Origin of the sequence: Dokdonella sp. (genome assembly GCF_039926425.1) — a bacterium.
Classification (GTDB): Bacteria; Pseudomonadota; Gammaproteobacteria; order Xanthomonadales; family Rhodanobacteraceae; genus Dokdonella_A.
Genome location: NZ_JBDSWZ010000074.1, coordinates 13,479 through 36,458, shown reverse-complemented (window position 1 = coordinate 36,458; position 22,980 = coordinate 13,479). Strand labels below are relative to the sequence as shown.

Below are 22,980 nucleotides of genomic sequence, written 5' to 3'. Positions count from 1 at the left end.
GTCAGCAGCAGGCATCGGACCTGTCGCAGAACGCAGGTCGTCCAGTCGCAGCGGAATCGAGCGTCGCTCGGTGGATTCCGTAAACGGGGGCGACTGGTAATAGACTTGAGACGTCGTCCGAGCGGTCGCGCATGACCCACTCCGCAGCCATCAACCTGAACGCGCTTGGCTCGGCCGCCAACTGGGATGCGCTCGACGCGGCCGGTCGGCGCGTGATGCTCACGGAAATTCTCGCCCACGTTTCCAGCGAAGCGTTGCAGGGTGAGACTCTGGAGGCCGTGCTGCAGCGAATCGTTGACTGTATTGCGCAACGTCTCCCGGTGACGATCGCCCGCATCATCATGCTCGACGAGGAGGGAGAGCATTTCGTGCAGGAAGTATGGTCCGGCCATCTCGCGCTCGACCTCCCGGGCGGGCTGCCCTGGCCCGTGTCGATCGGTGTATCGGGACGTTGCGCGCGCACCGGCCAACCGCAACTCATCTCCAATGTGTCAGGAGATCCGGACTATGTGCCCGGAAATCGCGATGTGAAGTCCGAATATCTGGTTCCGATCCGTCATCGCGACCGGCTGCACGGCGTGCTGAATCTCGAAAGCACGAGCGCAAATTTCTTCACTGCCGAGGTGTGCTCCGTCTTCGACGCGATCGCTCGCCAGATTGCCGGTGCGATCCACTTCGCGCGCGTTGTGCGCGATCTCGAAATCGCCAATCGAAAACTGCGTCAACTCTCGATGAGTGATGGCCTCACGGGCATCGCGAACCGGCGCTGCTTCGACGAGCGCATGGCGCTGGAATGGTCGCAGCACGCACTCGCCGGGTGCCCACTCGCGCTGCTGCTGGTCGATGTCGACTGCTTCAAGCCCCTCAACGATGCGCGCGGTCATCTGCACGGCGACGAATGCTTGCGCGAACTGGCTGGCGTCTGTTTCCGGGCGCTGCGCGGACACGATGATCTGGTCGCGCGCTACGGCGGCGAGGAGTTCGCCTTGCTGCTGCCGGGCTGCGATCTTCGCAGCGCGCGGCGGGTTGCCGAACGACTTCGGCGTGGGGTCGAATCGCTCGCGTTGCCGCATCTGACCTCGCCGGTCGAGCCCTATGTGACGGTCAGCGTCGGAGTGAGCGCGGTCGTACCGGCGTCCGCATGGTCATCCGACGCGCTGATCGCCGCCGCCGACCGCGCGCTCTATATCGGCAAGGCGCGCGGTCGCAACCGCGTGGTCGCGAGGCTGGTTTCCGGCGACGGTTTCTCAACCGATCGCCGCTGACAGCCGATGCGGGCGGTGATGGTCGGCAACCATTCAAGTCGCTTGCAGCACGCTCGCGCCTGCCCTTCGCGAGTTGTCCGATGACCCAGCCGAAACCGCCTCCGTGGAAGCGCCCGTTGCCGAAGGCGCGCAAGGCGCCAGTGTCGTTGACGACGGCGCAGAAGAACGCAGCACGCGACCGTGCGAACGCCGCCGGACGCCGCTATCCGAATCTCGTCGACAACATGTGGGCGACGAAGCAACCGAAGACTTGAGTTTCTGCTGTGCACGTGTGTGATCGATCACGCGGCGTGCAATCCGCGCAGATGACGCTCGATCGCGAACACATGGACATCCACTTCACCCAGTTCGCGGAGCGCATCGGCGAGATGGAAGAGGTAGTCGCGATTGTCTCCGCTTGGTCCGGTTGATCGGTCGATCTGGCGCGCGATCTCCTCGTCGGATGCCGGCCCGAGATACGCGGCGTTGTTCTCGTCGGCGATGTAGATCAGTCCGTTGTCGACGCTGTGATCGTCGAACCGGAGCTCGACAACGTGCCGCAGATAACCGTTCTTCTCCCGATGATCGAGATGGTCGAACACCTCCGGCGTGATCAGGTAGCCCATGCCGGCGCACACGGAGCCGTGGTCCGGCACCAGGGTGAGCACTCGCCCGGGTGAATCGGGCGTCCCGCGATGATCGTGCGACCCCTGCCAGAAGCGGCGTGACCAATTGCGAATGGTTGCCCGACGCCGCTCGATGAACGGAAACTCCGTTTTCCAGATCAGTGATCCGTAGCCGAACAGCCACACTTGCGGCTGGCCGTCGAAACGGTTCATCCGCTGGTTGAGGGCAATCGTGTCTGCCGACATGCGCGCGATTGAGCAGGAGAATTGAACATCGTAGCGAAGCGTCCTGCCGGATGCGAAGACGCCGGTTGCAGAATGCTCCCGCTCGACGTCGGCCGCGCGACTCAGCTCTTGAGCTTGTAGCCGGTGCGAAAGATCCACCAGACCGCGACCAGGCACAGCGCCAGGAACCCCAGCGTCGCCACCGCGCTGACCACCACGTTCACATCGGAGATTCCGTAGAAGCTCCAGCGGAATCCGCTGATGAGATAGACCACAGGATTGAACAGGGTGATCTTCTGCCATAGCGGGGGCAGCATGTTGATCGAGTAGAAGGCACCACCGAGGAAGGTGAGTGGCGTCACCACCATCAGCGGGATCACCTGCAGCTTCTGGAAATCGTCCGCCCACAGGCCAATGATGAAACCGAACAGACTGAACGTGATAGCGGTCAGCACGAGGAAGAACGCCATCCAGAACGGATGCTCGATGTGGTACGGCACGAAGAAGCGCGCGGTGACCAGAATCAGGATGCCGAGGATCACAGACTTCGTCGCCGCGGCACCAACATAGCCCAGGACCACTTCGATGAACGACACCGGCGCAGACAGCAGCTCGAAGATCGTGCCGGCCCATTTGGGCATGTAGATGCCGAACGATGCATTGGAGATGCTCTCGTTGAGCAGCGACAGCATGATCAGGCCGGGAATGATGAAGGCGCCATAGCTGACGCCGCCGACGTCGCCCATGCGCGATCCGATCGCCGCGCCGAACACCACGAAGTAAAGCGACGTGGACAGTACCGGCGAAGCGATCGACTGGGTGATCGTGCGGAACGTGCGCGCCATTTCGAAACGGTAGATCGCGCGGACGGCATGCAGGTTCATGCGGCGACTCGCTTTGGCGCCGAGTGGACGAGACTCACGAAGATGTCCTCCAGCGAACTCTCGCTCGAATGCAGGTCCTTGAAATCGACGCCCTGCTCGCCGAGACGTCGCAGCAACGCGGCAATGCCGGTTTCGTCGGACTGCGTATCGAAGGTGTACACCAGTGCGGTACCGTCCTGGGCGAGTTCGAGGGGGAGGTCGGAGAGCGCGACTGGAATCGACAGTAGTGGCGTCTGCAGTGTGAGTGTGAGCTGCTTCTTGCCCAGCTTGCGCATCAGCACCGACTTGTCCTCGACCACGACGAGTTCACCTTTGTTGATCACGCCAATGCGGTCTGCCATCTCCTCCGCTTCCTCGATGTAATGCGTGGTGAGGATGATGGTGACGCCGTTCTCGCGCAGTTGCCGAACCATGCGCCACATGTCGTGGCGCAGTTCGACATCGACGCCCGCGGTCGGTTCGTCGAGAAACAGGATGGTTGGTTCGTGCGCAAGTGCCTTGGCAATCAGAACGCGTCGCTTCATGCCGCCCGACAGCGTCATGATCTTGCTGTCCTTCTTGTCCCACAACGAGAGGTCGCGCAGCACTTTTTCCAGATGCGCCGGATCGGGCGGCTTGCCGAAGAGCCCGCGACTGAATTTCAACGTCGACCAGACATTTTCGAACGCGTCGGTCGAGAGCTCCTGCGGCACGAGTCCAATCTTCGAACGTGCATGACGGAAGTCGCGCACGATGTCATGACCATCGGCCGTGACGCTGCCGGCGGTGGCATTGACGATTCCGCAGACAATGCTGATCAGCGTGGTCTTGCCAGCGCCGTTGGGCCCGAGCAACGCAAAGATTTCGCCGCGCTGGATGTCGAGATCGACTCTCTTCAGGGCCTGAAAGCCCGACTTGTAGGTTTTTTCCAGATTCCGGATGGAAATGATCGGCGGCACACTGGATCCTTCGGGACAGCGGGGCGCTTATCCTAGCGGACCTCTGGTTGGCCCGTCAGTGCAGGCGGAGGGGGCGAGCCCTACTCAACATCGGGCAACCCGCCTATGCTTCCAACCCCTCTGCATTGCGTGAGCGAACCCGATGAACGAACCGATGCCGGACCGCCTTGCGGTCAACCCGAAAAGCCCGTTCCACAATGCAGACCTCCTTGCTCGCGGAGTGGGCATTCGTTTCAACGGAAAGGAACGGGTCGACGTGGAGGAATATTGTGTCAGTGAAGGCTGGGTGCGCGTCGCCGCCGGGCGCGCCCGCGATCGTCACGGCAACCCGATGACTATCAAGCTGAAGGGCGAGGTTGTGGCTTACCTTCAGGAGAGCCCTGCGCCCAGGGCTGCAGCAGTCGGTGAGGAGACGACGTGAAGTTCCTGGTGATGATCTACAGCGACGAAACGCTGGTCGAAGCGATGCCCGCCGGCGCCTTCGATACGACGATGCGCGAGTGTTTCGTGCATGCCGACGAGCTGAAGTCGCAGGGAAGCCTGATCGAATCGCAACAACTCGAACCGCCGGCAACCGCGAAAACGATCCGCGTGCGCAACGGTCGACGCACCGTGCTGGACGGTCCGTTCGCCGAGGCGAAGGAAATGCTTGGCGGGTTTAACGTGATCGAGGCGCCCGACATGGACGAAGCGCTGCGCATCGCGATGGAATTTCCGTGGGCGGCAACGGGCAGCATCGAGGTGCGTCCGCTGAAGGACCTTTCCGACGTCAGGCGCCGGGTCGGGGCCTGAAGGGCGCGTTCACCGGCCCTGTCATGCCCAGGTCCTGATCGTCCCGGCGGATGATCAGTGTGGGTGGAACTTCCTCGTCGCGACAATTCCCAGCGCAATGAAGACCAACAGCACGATGCCCTGCGCAATCGCGAACGGGGGTTCGGCCTGCGTCGGAGCGAGGGCATGCAGCGCCGGCACTTTCTGGAACGCCTGCGCCACGAGCACGAACACGTTGAGGTAGAGCGGGAACACCGCCGTTGCGACATAGATCCAGCGCCAGGCGCCTCGCAGGTGCAGGGCGTACAGCGCAGCGAGCGCAATCGCCAGCGCCGCCAGCGACATGATGCCGACGATATGCGACGGCAGCAGATGGTCGAACGGAAAGAAAAATCCGGTGACGCTGGTCGCGACCGTCGTTGCGAGGAAGGTCGCCGTGAGTGCGGGCAGCCGGTTGGATGCGAGCATCCCGAACAGGACGAGAAGCCCGGACGCAATGCCGATCAGACTCAACAACACGTGGAAAAACGTGAATGGTGTCATTCCGAAGATCATCCGCCTTCCCCTTGCCAACGGCTCAACCCAGCGCTCGATACTGAAGCTGAACACCGTCGAGGGCAATAGTGCGAACGATGTTCCTTGGAGTCGCGCCACGTCGTTGCAGTGTTTTCGACATTTGGCGCTTCCGTCCGGCTTCGTCGTTTGCCGGTCCGCTCGGGATGCCGATGGACGTGGAGCTTTGAATGAACGCGGGTGACACCGGCGACGACGTCGCCCGTGTCACCCGCGTCCTTCAGACGTCCCGTTCTTACTCGCCGAACTCGATCGGGGTATCGAGGTCTTCGCAAAAGTTCTGCTTGCTCGCTTCGCTGAAGCTGCCGTCGGCGAACTTGGCGCGAATCCACTGATCGCAATTCTCGCCGTCGGTGCTCTTGTCCCATTCCATCGTGGCCGTTTCACCGACAGCGATGCCGCTGCCGACGTCGAACGCGCCCCATTTCTTGTTGTCCTGCGACACCTGCAGGGCGGTGATCTTCGACTTGGATGTGTTCTTCACGACGAAATGCCACTCGTCGGCTGCATTCGCGAACGCCACGGTGAGCGGCAGCGCGCAGAGGAGCAGGGCGATCTTGAAACCGGTTCGGCTGGACATGGAACACCTCGTGGGTTGGTGGGAGTTGCGCGACGATCGACGATGACCGCGCGGTCCTTGAGCTCTGGGGCCGTGAACGCGGGTCTCGCCCAACGCAGAGCAAGAAGAAGGCCAACGCAATTCAGCGCGTTTGCACGGCGCATCCTGATCAATCAACGGCGCGTGTCCGCTTGTGACGGGAGTGTGCGGCCAATTGTGACGCGTCGCTTCGGCCCATCGTGCGTTGCTGCGCCCCGTTCCGCTGTCAGCGCACTTGCACTTGCGAGACTGCGTCCCTACCTATCGTCGAACGGAACGAGATCGACGATGAACGCAATGCCCATTCTGATTCCATGCCCGTCCTGCGGTGCGATGAACCGTGCGGCGGTCGATCGCGTCGCGGAATCGCCGACCTGCGGCCGCTGCCACGTTGCGCTGTTCCAGGCAAAGCCGATCGTGCTGACGACCGGCGAATTCGACCGGCATGCCCTGCGAAGCGGCGTCCCGCTTCTGGTCGATTTCTGGGCGCCCTGGTGTGGTCCGTGCGTCGGCATGGCAAAACATTTCGCGGCCGCCGCGCGACAACTGGAGCCGCGGATGCGCCTTGCAAAGGTGGACACCGACGCCGAGCCAGCGCTCGGGACGCGATTTGCAATTCGCAGCATCCCGACGCTGATCGTGTTCGCGAACGGCCGAGAGGTGGCGCGCCAATCGGGCGCAATGGGCACGGACGACATCGTGCGCTGGGCCATGTCGCAACTGCCGGGTGGGTGAGTCGACTGCGCTGCGTCGGGTGGCGCCCGCGTCAGCCCGCCAGCGGACCGGGACGGTGAGTCCCTTCGCAACCTGTCGCCATTTGACCGGCATCCGCGACTGACCCGGGCACGCGAGCACTGCGCCGATAGCTCAACAGGCGCCCGCGAAAGGGCGGCGTATCGTTGGTGCCCATCGGGCCGCGCTGTTCGCTCACGTCGAAACCTTGCGCCGCCAGTGCGCGCGTCAACGGACCACTGTTGCCGCGGCCGGGGTCGCTGATGAGGACCTCCGCGAGTTCACTGGCGTGTCGCGAGACGAGCGCAGCGAGAAGGCTGGAGTGGTCGCGTTCGTACAGGATGTCGCTGCCGATGATCAGATCGAAGCGGCCGAGCGTCTCGTTCGGAACTGACCATTGCAGCTCCCGATAGCTCACCGCCGGCAGTTCATTCAAGGCGCAGTTGTAGGCGAGAAACACCTCGGCAAGCGGATGGTAATCGCTGGCGACGACGTCCGCGCCACGACACTGCAGCACGAGGCTCGCCAAGCCAAGGCCGCATCCGATTTCGAGAATGCGCTTGCCGGCGATTGCGTGGCGGCTCATCGCTTCGGCAAGCATGCGAGCTGCGGGCCATACCTGTCCGAACAATGCCCATTGTGCCGATGAGATGCCTGCGCGTTCGGCATGCTGGTCCGGATCGGCAAATTGCTGGAGATCGCTCAACGCGCGGATGCGATAGTCCTGATCGCCGAAGCGAAGGACAATCCGGCGTGTGACATATCCCTGCATGTGTGCTCCCGGTGTGCAACGTGCGGCCGCGACAATAGGAAATCGCGGGAAGGGAGCGATGGGTCGCCGCAGAAACGTCGTGTGGATTGCGTGGACGTGTGCGAGTCCGTGCGCATGTTACGTGAAAGAGCTCTTGCTGCACGTCGCAGGCCATCCTGCACTGGACCCCTCGGCAAGGAGACTCTAGCATTCGCTGATTCACGATCTGGAGTGTTGCCCATGCAGCGTTGGCTGTTCTCTCTTGTCACCTTCTCCGTTTCCGCCGCCGCGATGTCTGCGGCCCCTCCGTCCTTTGATCCGAAGCGTCTGTCGGACGAGGTGAAGACGCTGTCGTCCGACGCGTTCGAAGGGCGTGGTCCGGCGACTGCTGGCGAAACGAAAACGGTCGCGTACGTGATCTCGCAGATGAAGGAAGCCGGTTTGCAGCCAGGTGGTGACCTCAAGGACGGCAAGCGCGCATGGACACAGGCGGTGCCGCTGCTGCGCGCCGACATCACGGGCACGCCGAAATTTTCGGTCGATGTCGGCGGCAAGGCGCAGGCGCTGACGCAAGGCACGGAAATCGCCGTCCGCGCCGCGATGGACGGTTCGAAGGCCGTGACGATCCACAACGCGCCGATCGTGTTCGCCGGCTATGGAGTAAAAGCGCCGGAACGCAACTGGGATGACTTCAAGGGGATCGACCTGCATGGCAAGGTCGCGCTCGTGCTCATCAACGATCCTGATTTCGAAACTGGCACCGGCGATTTCGGTGGCAAGGCGATGACCTACTACGGTCGCTGGACGTACAAGTTCGAAGAAGCCGCGCGCCAGGGTGCGGTCGGCTTGCTGGTGATCCACGAGAGCGATCCCGCGTCGTACGGCTGGGCCACGGTCAAGAATTCCAATACCAATTCGATGTTCGACATCGTTCGCGACGACCCGGCATCCGTGCATCCGAGGATGGAAGGCTGGGTGCAGCGTGATTTCACCGTCGATCTCTTCAAGCGCTCCGGCCTCGACTTCGATGCACTCAAGAAGCAGGCGCAGACACGTGCGTTCAAACCGGTCGTGCTGAAGGGGGCTACGTTTTCCGCCGACTACGCGGTCGATGCAAAGGTGATCAATACGCAGAACATCGTCGGGCGCATCGAAGGCAGCAAGCGCCCCGATGAAACGGTCATCTACAGTGCGCACTGGGATCATCTGGGCATCGGCGCACCGGACGCGAAGGGCGACACCATCTATAACGGCGCGGTGGACAATGCGACGGGCACTGCGGCGCTGATCGAACTCGGACGTGCATTCGCACACGCGCCAAAGCCGCAGCGCTCGATCGTTTTCCTCAACGTCACCGCCGAAGAACGCGGGCTGCTGGGCTCCGAATACTATTCGTCCAAGCCGCTTTATCCGCTGGCGACGACCGTGGCCGACATCAATATGGATGCGCTCGATCCGCAAGGTCCGGCGCGCAATTTCTCAACTTCGGGCAGCATTCCCTCCGATCTGCTCGACACGCTCATCGCCGACGCCAAGGCAATGGGGCTCGCGTATGTCGTCGATCCGCATCCCGAGGCCGGGCACTTCTTCCGTTCGGACCATTTTCCGTTCGCCAAGCGCGGCGTGCCGTCGGTGTCTTTCAGTTCGGGCAATGACCTTGTGAAAGGCGGCATTGAAGCGGGTGAAGCGGCGGGCAAGGACTATGTCACCAAGCGCTACCACCAGCCGGCCGACGAATGGCTCGCAAGCTGGAGTTTCGCCGGCATGGCGCATGATTTGCCGCTGCTTTACAAGTTTGGCGCCGATCTCGCCAATTCGGACGCATGGCCGAACTGGGGCAAGGATTCGGAGTTCCGCGGCACGCGTGATGCGAGTGCTGCAGAGCGCAAGTGAACAAGGCGCGACGGCGTCGCCGTCGCGCCAACAGGGCGCATGATGCCAGCCCGCGAATTGCCGTAGTGACGATCGGGCGCTGAGGGTTCGGCGCCCTCGGTCGGCCGAACGATCGTCTTGCGGAGAAGGGATGAACGTCACCGAATTGTTCCTGATCGCGATGACGATCATCTTCGCGGTGCCCTACCTGATCTGGCGTGTCGGCCGCACGGAGTATTACGCGCCGCTCGTCGTCGTGCAGATCCTCACCGGCATCCTTCTCGGACCTGGCATCCTCGGCGCGCTTGCGCCGGATATTTACGGCAGCGTGTTCTCGACCCCGGTGATCCAGTCGCTCAATGGCATCGCGTGGTGGGCTGTGATGGTGTTCGTCTGGATCGCGGGCGTCGAGCTCGATCTGGAGCAGGCGTGGCAGCAACGACTCGAATGCGGCGTCACCGCGGGCCTCGCGTTGCTGACGCCGCTTGCGTTCGGCTGCATCGCAGCGTTGGGCATGCTCGCCTGGCGCGGCGGCTGGGTCGGGCCGGCCGCGGCAACCTGGCAGTTCGTGCTGGGCGTCGGCATGGCATGCGCCGTGACCGCGTTGCCGATTCTCGTGCTGCTGATGGAGAAAATGGGCATTCTGCGCGCGCCGCTCGGCAGGCGCGTGTTGCGCTATGCGAGCCTCGACGACCTCGCAATCTGGGGTGTGCTTGCTCTGATCCTTCTCGACTGGCAGCGCGTCGGGATGCAGGTCGCATTTCTCGTGTCGTTCGCGCCGGTCGCATGGGGATTCCGCGCGTTGATGCGGCGGATTCCGGAAAGCGATCGCTGGTATGTCGGGCTGATCTGGCTTGCCGCATGCGGTTTCCTAGCGGACCGCGCGGGCCTGCATTTCATGGTCGGGGCGTTCCTCGCCGGCGCGGTCACCGATCGCGACTGGTTCAACGAGGAGCGCATGGATCTGTTGCGCCATCATGTCCTTCTGGTCGTGATGCCCGTGTTCTTCCTGTCGACCGGACTGCGCACCAACTGGGCCATTGGCGGATCGGCCGTCGTCGTCGCAGCGCTTGTGCTGCTCGTCGCCGGGGTTGCGGGAAAGCTGGTCGGCGTGCGGATCGCAGGCTGGCTGCTCGGGTGGGAGAAAGGTGACAGCTGGATCATCGGCTGGCTGCTGCAGACGAAAGCGTTGATCATGATCATCTTCGTCAACATCCTGCTCGACCGTCAGGTCATCACCAGCGAAACCTTCACGGCGCTGTTGCTGATGGCGGTCGCGAGCACGATGTTGACGGTTCCGCTGGTTGCACCGCGTCTGCACGCAATCGGTCGCGCGGCGAACCACCCGCTCTAGAACTTTGTCCCGGCCTTCAACGGGCGCCAGGTACCGACCGGCATCTTGGCGAGCGACACGCTGCCAATGCGAAGTCGCCGCATTGATACAAGCGCGATGCCGACGGCGCCGCACATGTGACGCAATTGCCCGCGCTGGACGTTGTGCATCGCGAATCGCAGACGCAATTCGCTCTGCCAACTCACCTTGCAAGCGGGCAGCTCGCGACCGTTGAAGCTGAGTCCGCGCGCAAGTTGCCCGAGCGTGTAGGGACCGCCGCGGCTGTCGACGTCGACGATGAATTCCTGCTCGATTTCGTCGGCGTCTTCGCTCAGGCGCCGCCACACGCGACCATCCTGGCTCAAGACGATGAGCCCGCTGGCGTCGTCGTCGAGTGGCATCAGCGGAGTCAGGTTCACGTAGTGCCGCTTGCGCATCGTGACGCCGGACGGGTCGTCGACCATGCGCGTTTCCGGCACCACCAGCGCGGCGGCTTGCACCATCGTCATTCCAGCCGGCTTGTGCACCAGCACGGTCGCAGGTTCGATCGCGTCGGGATGCGCCGCGGCAGCCACCTCCACGGTGTCGGTATCGACGATCCGCTGCGCATCGGTGACCACGGCACCGTTGATCGACGCGCCGCCATCCGCAATGACCTGTTCGGCTTCGGCGTAGGAGCATGCGCACAGCTGCGCAACGCGCCGGGTGAGGGTGAGGGGTTCGGTCATGGGGTTGGATCAGTCCGGCAAATCGGTGAGCGGTGGCGAGGGAATCAGTGCAGGCCGCGCTGATTTTTCGCGGGAGAGGTCGAGGTGGGTGAGATACAGACGCACGTCGAATTCCAGTTGATGGTAGTCGGCCGTCATGTGAATGCACAGCTGATAGAACGACTTGTCGTGGTCGCGCTCCTTCAGGTGCGCCAGTTCGTGCACGACGATCATTTCCAGAAATCGCGCCGGAGCGTCGCGGAACACGGTGGCGATGCGGATTTCGCGACTGGCTTTCAAGCGGGAGCCCTGCACGCGCGAAATCGTCGTGTGTGTTCCCAACGCGTCGCGAACCACCTGCAACTTGTTGTCGTAGATCACCTTGGCCAAAGGATCGGCCTTGCGCAGGTAGCGATCCTTGATATCGATCGCGTAGTGGAACAGCGCCTTGTCGCTGCGTACGTCGTGCGCAACGCCGTAGCGCTCTTGCAGCACGCTGCCGAGCCGATCTTTTTCAATCAGATCGCGAACGCGCGCCAAGGTCGATTCGTTGTACCCGGTCAGGTATTTGAGTGGTTGCATGCGCGAACGATACGGGAAGCGGGCCGGATGTGTCGTTCTGGCCGGCATTTTTCATGCGCGCAACCACAGGAAATCGCCGCTCGCGAAGTCCTTGCCGCCAAGCGGGGGTGCGACGACGCGACACGCGGTACCATCCACGCCCCTTTCGAATGCATGAGCAAATCCCATGAGCCTGTCAATGTACGAAGCCTCGGTTCCCGTGTTCAAGCAGTTGCTGGTCGCGCTCGATGCCAATCTGGCAAAAGCCGAGGAGCATGCAGCTGCGCGGAAAATCGAACCTGATGCGCTGCTGCACGCGCGGCTCTTCCCGGATATGTTCGCACTGATCCGCCAGGTTCAGGTGGCCTGCGATTTCGCCAAGAGCGTGCCGGCGCGACTGGCCGGCGTCGATGTGCCGACCTTCGACGACAACGAAGCGAGCTTCGGCGATCTTCGTGCGCGCATCGCGAAAACGCTGGCATTCGCCGAAAGCCTTGATGCCGCGCGTTTCGACGGCAGCGAGCAACGCGAGATCGTGTTGCGTCCTGGAACGCCGAAGGAAAAGCGTCTGGACGGCAAGGCCTATCTTCTGGCGTACGCCCTGCCTCAGTTCTTCTTCCACGTGACGACGGTGTACGCGTTGCTGCGCCACAACGGTGTCGAGATCGGCAAAAAAGACTTCATGGGCGCCTACTGACGCGCGTCCTCCAAGCTAGCGAAGGTCGGCACGCACGAGCCGGAATTCGACCACGGCCTGGCTGCCGGGAGACACAGGCACCAGCGCCGCGGTCGCGAACAGGAGCGTGCCCTTGGCGTCGCGCAGACACGCACGAAGGCCATGGCGCGCACTGGTTTCAAGGCTCGCGGCATCGTAAGGAATGTCGAAGGCAAACGGCGAACCGCGCAGGTTGGAGGCGTGTTCGGTGTTCAGCACCTTCGTCTGTTGCGGATCCGTGCCGTCTTCAATCAGTTGCACGTCCAGCGTCGCGCCGGGGGGAAGCACCAGGGATTCGAGACCGATCGCGCGAGCACGAATGCGGGTATCGACCGAATGTCCAGAGTGATCAGCCGTCGCGAGCGCATGCATCGATGTCTCGGGCCGGGTGACCGGCTGGCAGGCTGCAAGCCCGATCGTCGCGCCCGCAAAGAGCGTGCGCACCAAGCGAGAAGGAAAGGGTGGGCGGGAATTGATCGGCATACGACAATCTACACGTCGCACGCGCGTGTCGCATGCGGTGGCGCATCAAGGACCTGCGATCGTGCCGGGGTCGTGATGAGCCCGCGTCGATTCCAGCGGGTTTTCCTCCGCATCCCTTCGCGCGCCGCGCGCCCAGCCTCTAGAATGATCGCATGCGACTCAATAAACACATTGCCGACACTGGCTTCTGCTCGCGTCGCGAAGCCGATCGGCTCATTGCGGAAAAGCGCGTCACGCTCAATGGCCAACCCACCGGCATGGGCAGCCAGGTGGAGGAGGGCGACGACGTCCGCATTGATGGCAATCCGTTGCTCGCACGCCGCGCCGCCAGCGCGACGCGCAAGCATGTCTACATCGCGTTGAACAAGCCGATCGGCATCACCTGCACGACCGAAACAGGGGTCGACGGCAACATCGTCGATTTCGTCGACCATCGCGAACGGATCTTTCCGGTCGGTCGGCTCGACAAGGACTCGGAAGGTCTGATCCTGCTGACCAGCAACGGCGACATCGTCAACGAGATCCTGCGCTCGGAGAATCGCCACGAAAAGGAATATCTCGTCGGCGTCAACAAACCGGTCACGCCTCAATTCCTCGCGGGCATGTCGCGCGGCGTGCGCGTCCACCACGAGATGACCAAGCCGTGCAGGGCGACGCGACTCGCGAAATTCGGGTTCCGCATCGTGCTCACGCAGGGACTCAACCGGCAGATCCGCCTGATGGCCGATGCCTTCGGTTACCGCGTCACGCAGCTGCGCCGCATCCGGATCGTCAATATCAAGATCGGCGTGCTCAAGGTCGGGCAGTGGCGCAATCTCACGGATATGGAATTGCGCGGACTGCTGCCCGATCGCACGGACTGGTAAGTATCGTTTGCCTTGATTGCGCGCGCGGTTGAACGGACCGGGATTGCCGGCTGGTGTGGGTGATCGGGCGGTTCTTGCATCATCGTTGCGGCTCCGTCAGTGTCCGCATTCGACTGAGCAAGGAGTGACGCAATGCCCATCCGATCCAGGGTCATCGCACGTGGAAGATCGCCAATGACTCGCCTCCCGGCGGCCGTCGCTTGCGTGTTCTTCTCGGCCGCAGTGGCGGCGAAGCCGGCCGCCGACGACGCTGCGTTCCGCGCGTTGTACAAGCAACTGGTCGAGATCAACACCACGCTCTCGGTCGGCAGTTGCACCGAGGCTGCGAAGGCAATGCAGGCGCGGCTCATCGCGGGGGGATTCGCCGAGGCCGACGCGACGGTCCTCGTGCCGGCCGATCGTCCGAAGGACGGCAATCTGATTGCGACTCTCGAAGGGGCGGACGCGAACGCGTCACCGATCCTGTTGCTGGCGCACTTCGACGTGGTCGAGGCGAAGCGCGCCGACTGGAAGCGTGATCCGTTCAAGCTCACCGAAGAAGGGGGCTTTTTCTACGCGCGCGGCGCGAGCGACGACAAGGCGATGGCCGCGGTGTTCACCGACACGCTCATCCGCTATCGCAAGGAAGGGTTCAAACCACGTCGCACGCTGCGGCTGGCGCTGACCTGCGGCGAGGAAACATCGGACACGTTCGACGGCGTGTCGTGGCTGATCGGGAAACATCCCAACCTCATGAAAGCCGCGTTCGCATTGAATGAAGGTGCGGGCGGCGAACTGGATGCGCAGGGCAGGGCGGTCGCATTGCAGATCCAGGCAGGCGAGAAGGTGTACCAGGATTTCCGCCTGGAAGTAACCGATCGCGGAGGGCACAGCTCGCGTCCGACGCGCGTGAATCCGATCTATTCGCTGAGTGCCGCGCTCGGGCGGATTGGCGCGTTTCAGTTCCCGATCGCGCTCAATGACGCGACGCGTGCGTATTTCAAGGGGCAGCTGGAACTCGCCCCGACTGACGTGGCCGAAGACATCAAGGGAGTCCTGCGCGATCCTCCCGATGGTGCAGCGGCAGACCGGCTGTGGACTCTCAATCCGGCGTGGAATGGAATGTTGCGAACGACCTGTGTTGCAACGATGGTCGATGCAGGTCATGCGCCCAATGCATTGCCGCAGCGCGCGGGTGCCAACGTCAATTGCCGCATCCTGCCCGGAACTCCGCTCGCGGCCGTGAAGGAGACGCTCGCGCGTCTCGCCGACGACCCGACGATCTCCATCAAGGCGATCGGCGAGCCGAGTCCGACCGGCAACGTGCCCACACTCGGACCGGAAATGATGGAACCGCTGCGCAAGGTCGCCGAAGCAATCTGGCCGGGCGTTGCGATCGTTCCGACGATGTCGACCGGTGCAACCGACGGACGTTTCCTCAATGCGTTCGGCACGCCGACGTACGGCTTGTCGGGCATGTTCCACGACGCCGAAGGCAGTCACGCACACGGGCTCGACGAACGCATCCGGGTGCGCTCGTTGCTCGACGGAAGAACGTTTCTGTACGAAGTCGTGAAGCTCTACGCGAACGCGGTCGACTGACCGACCCGAGCAATCAACAATTCGCTTCGCCGGCACGCTGGAGCGCCGGCCAGCGGCATTGGCGGCGATGGCCATCACCATCACCGCGTGCGCAGGGGCGGCGGACCGGCGCAAACGCCGCCGCGAGAGCGGGTGCCGACGCTTCTGCGACACAGCAACGAAACAAAAAAAAGGCCCGGGCATCGCGAACGACGCCCGGGCCGATGTTTCAAGCAGTGGCTCTTATTCGAAACCGTTCGCGAAGATCACGTCGCTGACCACGGTGGTCGCCGCAGCGGCGTTGATGAAACCGTAGCCGTCAACGCGCGAGTAGCCATGGCCGATCGCGTTCTTGATCGTGCCGGTGAACGTGCCGCCGCCGTCGGTGGTTCCCGTGAACGTCATGCCGTCGGTCACCACCGCTCCACGCGGCAGGAACACGCCGCCGCCCCACAAATCGGCGAGCGGAGAGATCGATGTCGCACCGGGTCCGATCACCGTGCCATTGCCGGTTGCCGCGTTGTGTTGCGAACCACGACCCACCGTGAAGCGCATCTCCTTGCCGGCACTGAATGCGCCGGACGTGAAGCCGATCGTCATCGACCAGAATTGCGAGGTGCCATTCGACGGCGCCGGAGCCAGGTTGGCAAATCCCGTGTAGGGAGCAGCATTCTGCGGCTGGGTGATGTCCCCGGCCGTCAAGCCAACCAGCGATCCCAGCGTGAATGCCTTGGCGGCGGGCTGAAATACGAGGCCCGGATAGTCGTTCTCGAAGTAGGTCAGCGTTGCGGGGCTCGACCCTGCGTCGTCGATGTAGCCGCTGTTGCCGCCGGTCACGTTGCCCGCAGTGGTTGCCGTGCCCGCCGGATTGAACGTGAGGCTGGTGATCGACCCCGTTCCGGTAAACGACACCGCGATCGAGTTCGGATCGTTCAGGCCCGTGGCCGTGTTCGAGTCGCCGTCGCTGTTGACCGTGATGGTGACCGTCCCGCCATCACTGGTCGTTGCGACGCCGCTCGCGGAGGACGGATCGAGATCATGCGGGAACGCACTCTGCTGCAGGATCGTTGTCATCTCCGTCGGCGTGACCGAACCCGGCCCACCACGCGACTGCAATACCAGTGCCGCGATGGCTGCGGCGTGGGGCGCGGCTGCGCTTGTGCCGGAGAAGTTCGGGTTGCTGTCGAGATCGCCGGTTGAATCGCCGCCGAACGCGGATGTATTCGCAGCGTCGGCTGCCGCGACACGTGGCTGTTGGCGGACGTCCGGCACAGCCAGGCGGTTCGAGTCGCTGTCGAACAGGATGGTTGCAGGGCCCGGCGAGGTGTAGGTCTCCGGCTGATTTGCACGGAATACGCTGAACGCCGCAGTGCCGTTGCAACCCTTGGCCGTCGCGTGGCCTTTCGTGGTCACCGCGTTGTACGTGAAGTACTCGGCCGGTCCGATGCCGCCGGCTCCGTTTCCGCGCACCGACCAGCGCACGCGTGTCGGCAACTGGGTAGCGGCCGGAGTGTTGGCGCGGGCGATGACAAACTGGATCTGCGTTTGTCCCGACGGCGACGCGATGCTGCCGAGCTCCACCGGGCGGTTGTTCGCGAGGTTGTTGCTGGTCAGCGAAGTGCTCGCGATATACGCACCCGTGTCCGCTCGGAACACCAGCAGGTTGAGATCAGTGGTGACACCTGCGACGCCATTGGCGGTGTTGACGGTCAACGTGAAGGAGCCGGTGGTCGTGCTGTACGGCGTGATGACGATGCGGTACTGGCCGCTGGTCGGCGGATAGAACTGGACCGTTTCGTCCGTGCCGGTGTCCTGGCTGACGATCAGCGTATTTGATGCGTCGTAAATGTTGACGATTCCATCGAAATTGCCACTGGTCGCGGTTTCCTGGATGACATAGGACGTGCCCTGCGTGAACGGCGGCAAAGCCGGCGTGGTGGTGGCATCGAAGGTCACGGACGTGACGCCACCGCCGATCGTGCCCGTGCTGGCAAAAATCTGCGGACCGAGCACGAGATCGCGCTGGTCATACGGATCGTCCCACTGCATTTCGGAAGACTGCGCGGAGGTGGGCATGTTGACCAGCTGCGCCACATCGAGTGCGCCGGTTTCGGGACTGAAATTGTGGAACCCGCCGGCGTAAAGATTCGCCGGTACCCCGGTCAGATCGATGTTGGTGCCGGCAAGCGCACTGTTGGTGTCCGACGTGTCACCCGTGCCGTTGGGCACGATGCGGAGATCGGATTCGTAGGCGTTGATGCCGATGTTGTTGCCGGCCGACGAGAAATACGAAACGCCCGCGGCCGCCACTTCATCGATCGCGCCCCCGATGATGCTTTCGCCGTAGAACGGTTCGCCGCCGTAGCTGATGTCGTCGGTGATCACGTCGGCCTTGAAGCCGTTTGCATTCGCCGGAATCCCCGAGAGCTGACGGATGCTTTCGGCGAAGCCCACCTCGCCGAGTGAACCGCTTGCAAAGCCCAGGCGTGCACGCGGCGCCATCTTGTGCAGGATCTCGACCATGCCACGCCCTTCATCCGTCGCGCCGGCAGGTCCCTCGACGAGCACAAAAACCGGTTCGGTATTGAGCGGGTGGCTGGCAGACCCCGGCAGGTCGAATGACGCGACGCCGTCCGCTGCGTGGGGTCCTGCAGCGCGTGTGTCGTAACTGTCGGACATCGCGGCGATCGTGATGCCGGCACCGTCCCAGTTCACCGGAGCGTCGTGGTTGTAGAACTGGTTGATCTCGTCGACGCGATGCTGGATCACGCCCTGATCGAACGTGCTGCCGAGCTTGAACAGGGTTTCGCCGGGAGCAACCTGCGGATTCGGGCCAGCGCTGGTCGGCGGCGACGCGACGGTCCCGGTGTCGACATGGACCGAGTCGAGTTCGGGCTGCAACGCAAGGAAGACCGATTTCACGCCTTTTGCCTGCGCAAGAATCTGCACATCGGCCACCGTGACATAGGCTTCGATGATGCCGGCGTGGCGATACTTCGCATCGACGGCGGAAATTGTCATGCCGGGAACGGAGGCCACGAGCGCATCGCGCACCGTCGCGACCGGCACGCGGCCGTTGAGCACGATGTCGACCAGCACGCGACCGGTGGCAGCGTCCTTGATCGCGCGGGCTGCATAGTCCGCCGCGGCTTGCGTCGCGTAGCCATTGAAGAGCGGTCCGATCGCGCCGCCTGAACGGAGCGCGACATCGCTTTGAACCAGTTTGTCGAGCCCGTAGCCGAGATTCTGTGGAACGGGTTGCCGTGCGAACAGCGGCGTGGCGAACAGCGCAGCGGCAATGCCGACTGCGAGTACGCCGCCATTGATGTGTCGAGTGTTGTGGAGCATTGGATTTTCCCGGAAGAAGCAACTGTGAAAGGAAATCCCCGACGGAGATTCCTCACCCTGACCCGATGGAGACGCGGTCGTGGAAAAGCCAATACGCCCACGATGCGTGTCAACTACGGGAACCCTGTTCATTCACGACTGCGGACATGAACCGTTGGCCGAACGATCCGTCCGCTTTGGAGCAGCTTATTAGCACACTGACCATCGGTCAGATACGTCCGCCTGCGGTCGCCGGATGCACGATGGACCTGCGCCTTCCGTCCGCGACGTCAATCGGTCGCACAAAGCCTCGAACGGGCCCACCGGAATATCCCGGCAGCGGAATCGGTCAGTCGGCCATCGCGGCGTTGTGATACACGTCCTGCACGTCGTCCAGCTCATCGAGCCAGTCGAGCAGATCGCGGAGTGTTTCCTCCACATCGCCACTGACTGCAACGCGGTTTTCCGGACGCATCACGACATCCGCGCTCACTGCGGTGAAGCCCGCGTCACCCAGTGCCTTCTTCACCGTTTCGAAGTGGTCCGGCGCGCACAGCACGGTGCTGCGTGTTCCTTCCGTCTGCACGTCATCTGCGCCTGCATCGAGCGCGGTTTCCAGCACCTTGTCCTCGGCTCCGGCGGCCGCGGTGTCGACGACGATTTCGCCGAGCCGGTGGAACTGGAAGGCGACCGATCCGGTGGTGCCGAGATTGCCACCGTGCTTGGACAGCGCATGCCGCACATCGGAGACCGTTCGTGTCGGGTTGTCGGTCATCGAATCAATGATGATCGCGACGCCGGAAGGACCGTAGCCCTCGTAGCGCAGCTCCTGCATGTTGTCGGCGCCTTCGGCACCCGACCCGCGCTTCACCGCGCGCTCGATCGTGTCCTTCGTCATGTTCGCCGACAGCGCCTTGTCGATGCCCATGCGCAGCCGCGCATTGGTCGCAGGATCGCCGCCGGTGCGCGATGCGATCGTGATCTCGCGGATCAGTTTGGTGAAGACCTTGCCGCGACGTGCGTCCTCGGCGTTCTTCCGGTTTTCGATGCTCGGGCCTCTGCCCATGGGAATTCCTGGCGTTCTGCGGGGTGCGGGCGACCCGTTGGCCGTCCATGCCGGCATTCTACGATTGCGCGACGTTGCCGTCTCGCGCCCGCCCCGATCGTCGACGCCGGTGCTGCGAAATGGCCGGTGCCGCTCAAGCAGGCGCAGTGTCGGCCAACGGGTTCCTAAAGACGGCAGCCGGTCGGTACCGGGGTGATGCGCGAGAGCTCCAGCGTTCCGCTCAGTCCCGTGTTCTCCCCGGCAGTGAACGTGTAGCTCATCGTCGCGCTGCTGCAGCTATGGAAATCGATTCGCGTTGTTCCAACAGGGAGCGTCGTGGTGGCCGCGGGCCGATCGAATACCCCGCCCGTCGTTTGGTAGATGCCGACATCGTTCCAGGTGGACGCGCTGGGCGACGCCGCCGCCTGCAGCGTGTACCAGTGCTGGCCGGCAGCGCGATCCGTCGGTGAGCCGTCGTGCAGATACGTGTACCAGCCTGCGAACAGCAGGTTTTGCGCACCCGACGGACCAATGTCGAAGACCAGCCCTTGCCCGCTGTTGCGCGTGTCGGCCCACGTCCCGCCAAGCAGGTAGTTGTCTGCCGTGTGTGAAACGCCACCGGAGGGCGAGCACGTCACATTCGGCAGCAAGCGCACGATGGGAATGGTCGCATCGGGTCGACTGAGATTGTCGAAGTGGTAGTCGAGCGTGCCGTGCGCGCAATCGCTGAACCGCATCGTCATTGCACCGACGGGCACGGTCGAGGTGGCCTGTGCACTGTTGAACAGACCACCGACCGTTTCGTAGATCGGAAGAGAGGCCGAAGCGCCGCTGCCGACGTAGCCCTGAGTGGTGTACCAGCGCTGTCCGCCAGGCGCGGTGAGGTCATACGTGTACCAACCGGAGAACACCAGTGCGGAACCCGCGCCGGCAGCCTCGGGGGAGACCTCCATCACGAATCCCTGGCCGTCCGTTTCCGGATTCGCCCACGTTCCGCTGAGACCTCGCTGGACCAGATTGACGGCGACTGATTGCGGCACGCTCCACTGTGCGAGCAGGTTGCCGATGTGGATCGATCCGAGACCCGTTGCCAGGTCGAACCCGGTATCGAGCGAAAAACCCTGCAACCCTCCGGCCAGTCCGGTCGGGCCAGCCGTGCTGTTGTTGCACAGGCTCGGAATCGCCAGCGAACATTCCGTGACGCCGCTGCTCGCAGGAGTTGCATCGTGGAAGACGCGATTGGCGGGATTGGCTGCCAGTGCATACAGGCGTGGATTGAGATTGCCCTGAGGGCTACCGACCTTCTGGTTCAGTCGCGCTGCAATGCCCGCCATGCTCGGGGCGCTCGCAGAAGTGCCGGCTGACACGAGAAAATTGAAACCGCCTCCGGACACTGCGCACGACCCGTTGCCTGCAGCGAAACAGACGAAATATCCATCGTGCGCCGCGGCGGAAAACGAGACATCCGGCGTGTAGCGTCCGGCGTTCCCCGGAACACCGGGGCCTACTTGCCACGCCGGTTTTGCGATGTAGAGGCTGACGCCGCCGCCGGTACCGCCAAGCTGGGCCACGCCGCTGGCGTCGAGAGGCTCGTTCCAGGCGCCTTCCGGAATGTAGCCGATCGCCGACCCGTAATTCGCGTCTGAAGTCTGCGACCACCACAACGCTGGTTGCGCCGTGTCGGCAAATTGCGTTCCGCCGACGCAGGTCACGTGGCCCGACGAACACAGCGCATTCGTTCCGGCGGTCTGCACGGCAGGGGGCGCTGCGAGATGATCGGCGCAGCCCGCGGCGCCTGCGTCGCCCGATGCCACGAACACCGAGATCCCTTCCGCTGCCGCCTGCGCAAACAGGTCGTCGAGGTAATGCACCACTGCTGCACCGTTGTCGGATTCACATCCGAGATAACTGATGCTGAGAATGTTCGCGGGCGGAGGCGTGGTGTCGATGACGTATTCGATCGCGTCCTGGATTCCGCTCGCGGTGGGGCTGTCATCGGCGACGATGAGCTTGATTGCGGCTCCAGGAGCCGTTCCGCCGGCGCGCTCGACATCGAGGGTCGCTTCCGATTGATCGGAGAGGGCGTCGTCCGGATTGGAACAACTCGGTGTTCCCGTCGCACTGCACGTCGAGGCCGGAGCCCCCGGATCCGCGCTGCCCGGGGGAATGATCACCGTCGGCACACTTGCGCCAAGACCGCTCAGCGTTCGGAAGTTGGCGATGTCCGGTTCATACACGCGGGTGCGCGCCACGATGGCGATGCTCTGTCCTGTTCCTGTCATGGTCGGCACGGCATTCGCACCGTAGATCGTCGCGAAGTCGGCCGGGAAAAGGAAGTTTTCGCACGGTGTGCTGCGGCAGTCGGTCAACGCCGGTCGCGGCGACGATGGTCCGGTCAACGCGGCCTTCGGTGCGCTGATTCGCTGCAGCGGACGGAACGAGGGGCGACCGAGACCGGTGATCGTGCGAACCACTGTCGAGAGTGCCGCGGGAATCGATGGGTCTTCGATCGATGAAATGCGTTTCTCGGCGCCTTTTTGCAGATAGTGCAACGGCGCCTGGAACGCGTCGGCGACCGTTGCCGCGGTTCCGCTGAAACGGATGCGCGTGCGACTCGCATTGACATCACCGACCGTGAAGCCATGCGTGGTCAGCCAACTGGAAAGTGTGTCGATGTCCTCTTGCGCGGGACCGAAGCGTTCGCCGATCTCGGTGGCGGTCAACCAGTGCTGAAAGTGAGGCGATTGCGGATCCTGCTGATCGCGAAGCAGCTGCTCGAACGCACGTTGACGCGCTTCGGGGCGCAGCAGCGACAACGCCATCCGGGTCATCGGAAGCGCCGCGGGGACGGCCCCCGAATCGCTCGCATCAGCGGCCCAGCGCGCGCGTGTTTCCGCGAGGATCACGCGATCGCCGTCGTCGACCGGACGGACAATCATTCGTGTTGGCGCACTCGCGGCGTGGGAAAGAGGCGGCAGTGCCAACGCCATCAACACAGCGAGGGTGCCGGACACGCGGATGAGCAGGGGAAGGCAGTTCGATGTCGGCATGGCAAGGGTTCGTGTGGACGATCGGTGATGGTACGACTTCGCAGTGCGGGCCGACACGACGGTGCGGATTGTTCGTCCGCACCAACAAACTCGTCCCATTCCCGGAGCGTTGTTCAGGA

Annotated in this window: 22 protein-coding genes; 10 read left to right on the top strand and 12 right to left on the bottom strand. The window is 63.2% G+C overall.

All coding sequences use genetic code 11. The features are described from left to right. Window positions 1–131: 131 nt before the first annotated feature. Together ABIV12_RS04430 and ABIV12_RS04425 are read left to right on the top strand one after the other, a co-directional pair. Window positions 132–1,265, top strand: a complete 1,134-nt coding sequence (locus tag ABIV12_RS04430) for a diguanylate cyclase (RefSeq protein ID WP_348056640.1) — start codon at window positions 132–134, stop codon at window positions 1,263–1,265. 80 nt (window positions 1,266–1,345) lie between these two features. Further along, window positions 1,346–1,519: a hypothetical protein gene (locus ABIV12_RS04425; protein WP_348056638.1), complete on the top strand. Its 174-nt coding sequence runs from the start codon at window positions 1,346–1,348 to the stop codon at window positions 1,517–1,519. 27 nt (window positions 1,520–1,546) lie between these two features. On the opposite strand, the gene ABIV12_RS04420 is transcribed toward ABIV12_RS04425, so the two are convergent. The 3 genes from ABIV12_RS04420 to ABIV12_RS04410 all read right to left on the bottom strand — a co-directional run bounded on the left by ABIV12_RS04420 (window position 1,547) and on the right by ABIV12_RS04410 (window position 3,917). Beyond that, entirely contained in the window at window positions 1,547–2,116 is a 570-nt protein-coding gene (locus ABIV12_RS04420; RefSeq protein ID WP_348056636.1) for a gamma-glutamylcyclotransferase, read from the bottom strand. A gap of 101 nt (window positions 2,117–2,217) precedes the next feature. Then, on the bottom strand, window positions 2,218–2,979 hold the full coding sequence (locus tag ABIV12_RS04415; protein WP_348056634.1) for an ABC transporter permease: 762 nt from the start codon (window positions 2,977–2,979) through the stop codon (window positions 2,218–2,220). Beyond that, the gene (locus ABIV12_RS04410) at window positions 2,976–3,917 is read right to left on the bottom strand and encodes an ABC transporter ATP-binding protein (RefSeq protein ID WP_348056632.1); all 942 of its coding nucleotides are present in this window, start codon (window positions 3,915–3,917) and stop codon (window positions 2,976–2,978) included. The genes ABIV12_RS04415 and ABIV12_RS04410 overlap by 4 nt, the downstream gene beginning before the upstream one ends. Before the next feature lie 142 nt (window positions 3,918–4,059). Between ABIV12_RS04410 and ABIV12_RS04405 the strand changes: the two genes are divergently transcribed. Continuing rightward, window positions 4,060–4,338 (top strand): DUF3297 family protein, encoded by a 279-nt coding sequence (locus ABIV12_RS04405; RefSeq protein ID WP_348056630.1) that lies wholly within the window; start codon window positions 4,060–4,062, stop codon window positions 4,336–4,338. Continuing rightward, window positions 4,335–4,709, top strand: a complete 375-nt coding sequence (locus ABIV12_RS04400) for a YciI family protein (protein ID WP_348056628.1) — start codon at window positions 4,335–4,337, stop codon at window positions 4,707–4,709. Before ABIV12_RS04405 ends, ABIV12_RS04400 begins: the two co-directional genes overlap by 4 nt. Before the next feature lie 54 nt (window positions 4,710–4,763). On the opposite strand, the gene ABIV12_RS04395 is transcribed toward ABIV12_RS04400, so the two are convergent. Both ABIV12_RS04395 and ABIV12_RS04390 read right to left on the bottom strand, forming a co-directional pair. Beyond that, on the bottom strand, window positions 4,764–5,231 hold the full coding sequence (locus ABIV12_RS04395) for a hypothetical protein (RefSeq protein WP_348056626.1): 468 nt from the start codon (window positions 5,229–5,231) through the stop codon (window positions 4,764–4,766). A gap of 265 nt (window positions 5,232–5,496) precedes the next feature. Further along, on the bottom strand, window positions 5,497–5,841 hold the full coding sequence (locus tag ABIV12_RS04390) for a hypothetical protein (protein ID WP_348056624.1): 345 nt from the start codon (window positions 5,839–5,841) through the stop codon (window positions 5,497–5,499). Between the two features lie 306 nt (window positions 5,842–6,147). Here ABIV12_RS04390 and trxC point away from each other — a divergent pair, with 306 nt between their 5' ends. Next, window positions 6,148–6,594, top strand: coding sequence for a thioredoxin TrxC (gene trxC / locus ABIV12_RS04385; protein WP_348056623.1), 447 nt, complete (start codon window positions 6,148–6,150; stop codon window positions 6,592–6,594). 31 nt (window positions 6,595–6,625) lie between these two features. Here the strand turns inward: trxC and ABIV12_RS04380 are convergent, their stop codons facing one another. Further along, window positions 6,626–7,363, bottom strand: coding sequence for a methyltransferase domain-containing protein (locus tag ABIV12_RS04380; protein ID WP_348056621.1), 738 nt, complete (start codon window positions 7,361–7,363; stop codon window positions 6,626–6,628). A gap of 219 nt (window positions 7,364–7,582) precedes the next feature. Here ABIV12_RS04380 and ABIV12_RS04375 point away from each other — a divergent pair, with 219 nt between their 5' ends. Together ABIV12_RS04375 and ABIV12_RS04370 are read left to right on the top strand one after the other, a co-directional pair. Beyond that, a complete protein-coding gene (locus tag ABIV12_RS04375; RefSeq protein ID WP_348056619.1) occupies window positions 7,583–9,235 on the top strand; it encodes a M28 family metallopeptidase in 1,653 nt (550 codons plus the stop codon). Between the two features lie 130 nt (window positions 9,236–9,365). After that, window positions 9,366–10,568, top strand: coding sequence for a cation:proton antiporter (locus tag ABIV12_RS04370; RefSeq protein ID WP_348056617.1), 1,203 nt, complete (start codon window positions 9,366–9,368; stop codon window positions 10,566–10,568). Here the strand turns inward: ABIV12_RS04370 and ABIV12_RS04365 are convergent. Together ABIV12_RS04365 and ABIV12_RS04360 are read right to left on the bottom strand one after the other, a co-directional pair. Next, window positions 10,565–11,275, bottom strand: a complete 711-nt coding sequence (locus ABIV12_RS04365; protein ID WP_348056611.1) for a pseudouridine synthase — start codon at window positions 11,273–11,275, stop codon at window positions 10,565–10,567. The genes ABIV12_RS04370 and ABIV12_RS04365 overlap by 4 nt on opposite strands. A 9-nt stretch (window positions 11,276–11,284) precedes the next feature. Next, on the bottom strand, window positions 11,285–11,836 hold the full coding sequence (locus ABIV12_RS04360) for a YgjP-like metallopeptidase domain-containing protein (protein ID WP_348056609.1): 552 nt from the start codon (window positions 11,834–11,836) through the stop codon (window positions 11,285–11,287). Between the two features lie 166 nt (window positions 11,837–12,002). Between ABIV12_RS04360 and ABIV12_RS04355 the strand changes: the two genes are divergently transcribed. After that, window positions 12,003–12,512 (top strand): DUF1993 domain-containing protein, encoded by a 510-nt coding sequence (locus tag ABIV12_RS04355; protein WP_348056607.1) that lies wholly within the window; start codon window positions 12,003–12,005, stop codon window positions 12,510–12,512. Window positions 12,513–12,527: 15 nt separating this feature from the next. Here ABIV12_RS04355 and ABIV12_RS04350 read toward each other — a convergent pair whose 3' ends face one another. Further along, on the bottom strand, window positions 12,528–12,974 hold the full coding sequence (locus tag ABIV12_RS04350; protein WP_348056661.1) for a YbaY family lipoprotein: 447 nt from the start codon (window positions 12,972–12,974) through the stop codon (window positions 12,528–12,530). Between the two features lie 191 nt (window positions 12,975–13,165). On the opposite strand from ABIV12_RS04350, the gene ABIV12_RS04345 reads away from it, so the two are divergent. Both ABIV12_RS04345 and ABIV12_RS04340 read left to right on the top strand, forming a co-directional pair. After that, complete coding sequence (locus ABIV12_RS04345) at window positions 13,166–13,879, top strand: pseudouridine synthase (RefSeq protein ID WP_348056605.1); 714 nt, start codon at window positions 13,166–13,168, stop codon at window positions 13,877–13,879. Window positions 13,880–14,053: 174 nt separating this feature from the next. Then, window positions 14,054–15,460, top strand: coding sequence for a M20/M25/M40 family metallo-hydrolase (locus ABIV12_RS04340; RefSeq protein ID WP_348056603.1), 1,407 nt, complete (start codon window positions 14,054–14,056; stop codon window positions 15,458–15,460). 222 nt (window positions 15,461–15,682) lie between these two features. Here ABIV12_RS04340 and ABIV12_RS04335 read toward each other — a convergent pair whose 3' ends face one another. The 3 genes from ABIV12_RS04335 to ABIV12_RS04325 all read right to left on the bottom strand — a co-directional run bounded on the left by ABIV12_RS04335 (window position 15,683) and on the right by ABIV12_RS04325 (window position 22,861). Then, on the bottom strand, window positions 15,683–18,787 hold the full coding sequence (locus ABIV12_RS04335; protein WP_348056601.1) for a S8 family serine peptidase: 3,105 nt from the start codon (window positions 18,785–18,787) through the stop codon (window positions 15,683–15,685). Between the two features lie 328 nt (window positions 18,788–19,115). Further along, window positions 19,116–19,832 (bottom strand): YebC/PmpR family DNA-binding transcriptional regulator, encoded by a 717-nt coding sequence (locus tag ABIV12_RS04330; RefSeq protein WP_348056599.1) that lies wholly within the window; start codon window positions 19,830–19,832, stop codon window positions 19,116–19,118. 164 nt (window positions 19,833–19,996) lie between these two features. Continuing rightward, the gene (locus tag ABIV12_RS04325) at window positions 19,997–22,861 is read right to left on the bottom strand and encodes a S53 family serine peptidase (RefSeq protein ID WP_348056597.1); all 2,865 of its coding nucleotides are present in this window, start codon (window positions 22,859–22,861) and stop codon (window positions 19,997–19,999) included. Window positions 22,862–22,980: the final 119 nt, after the last annotated feature.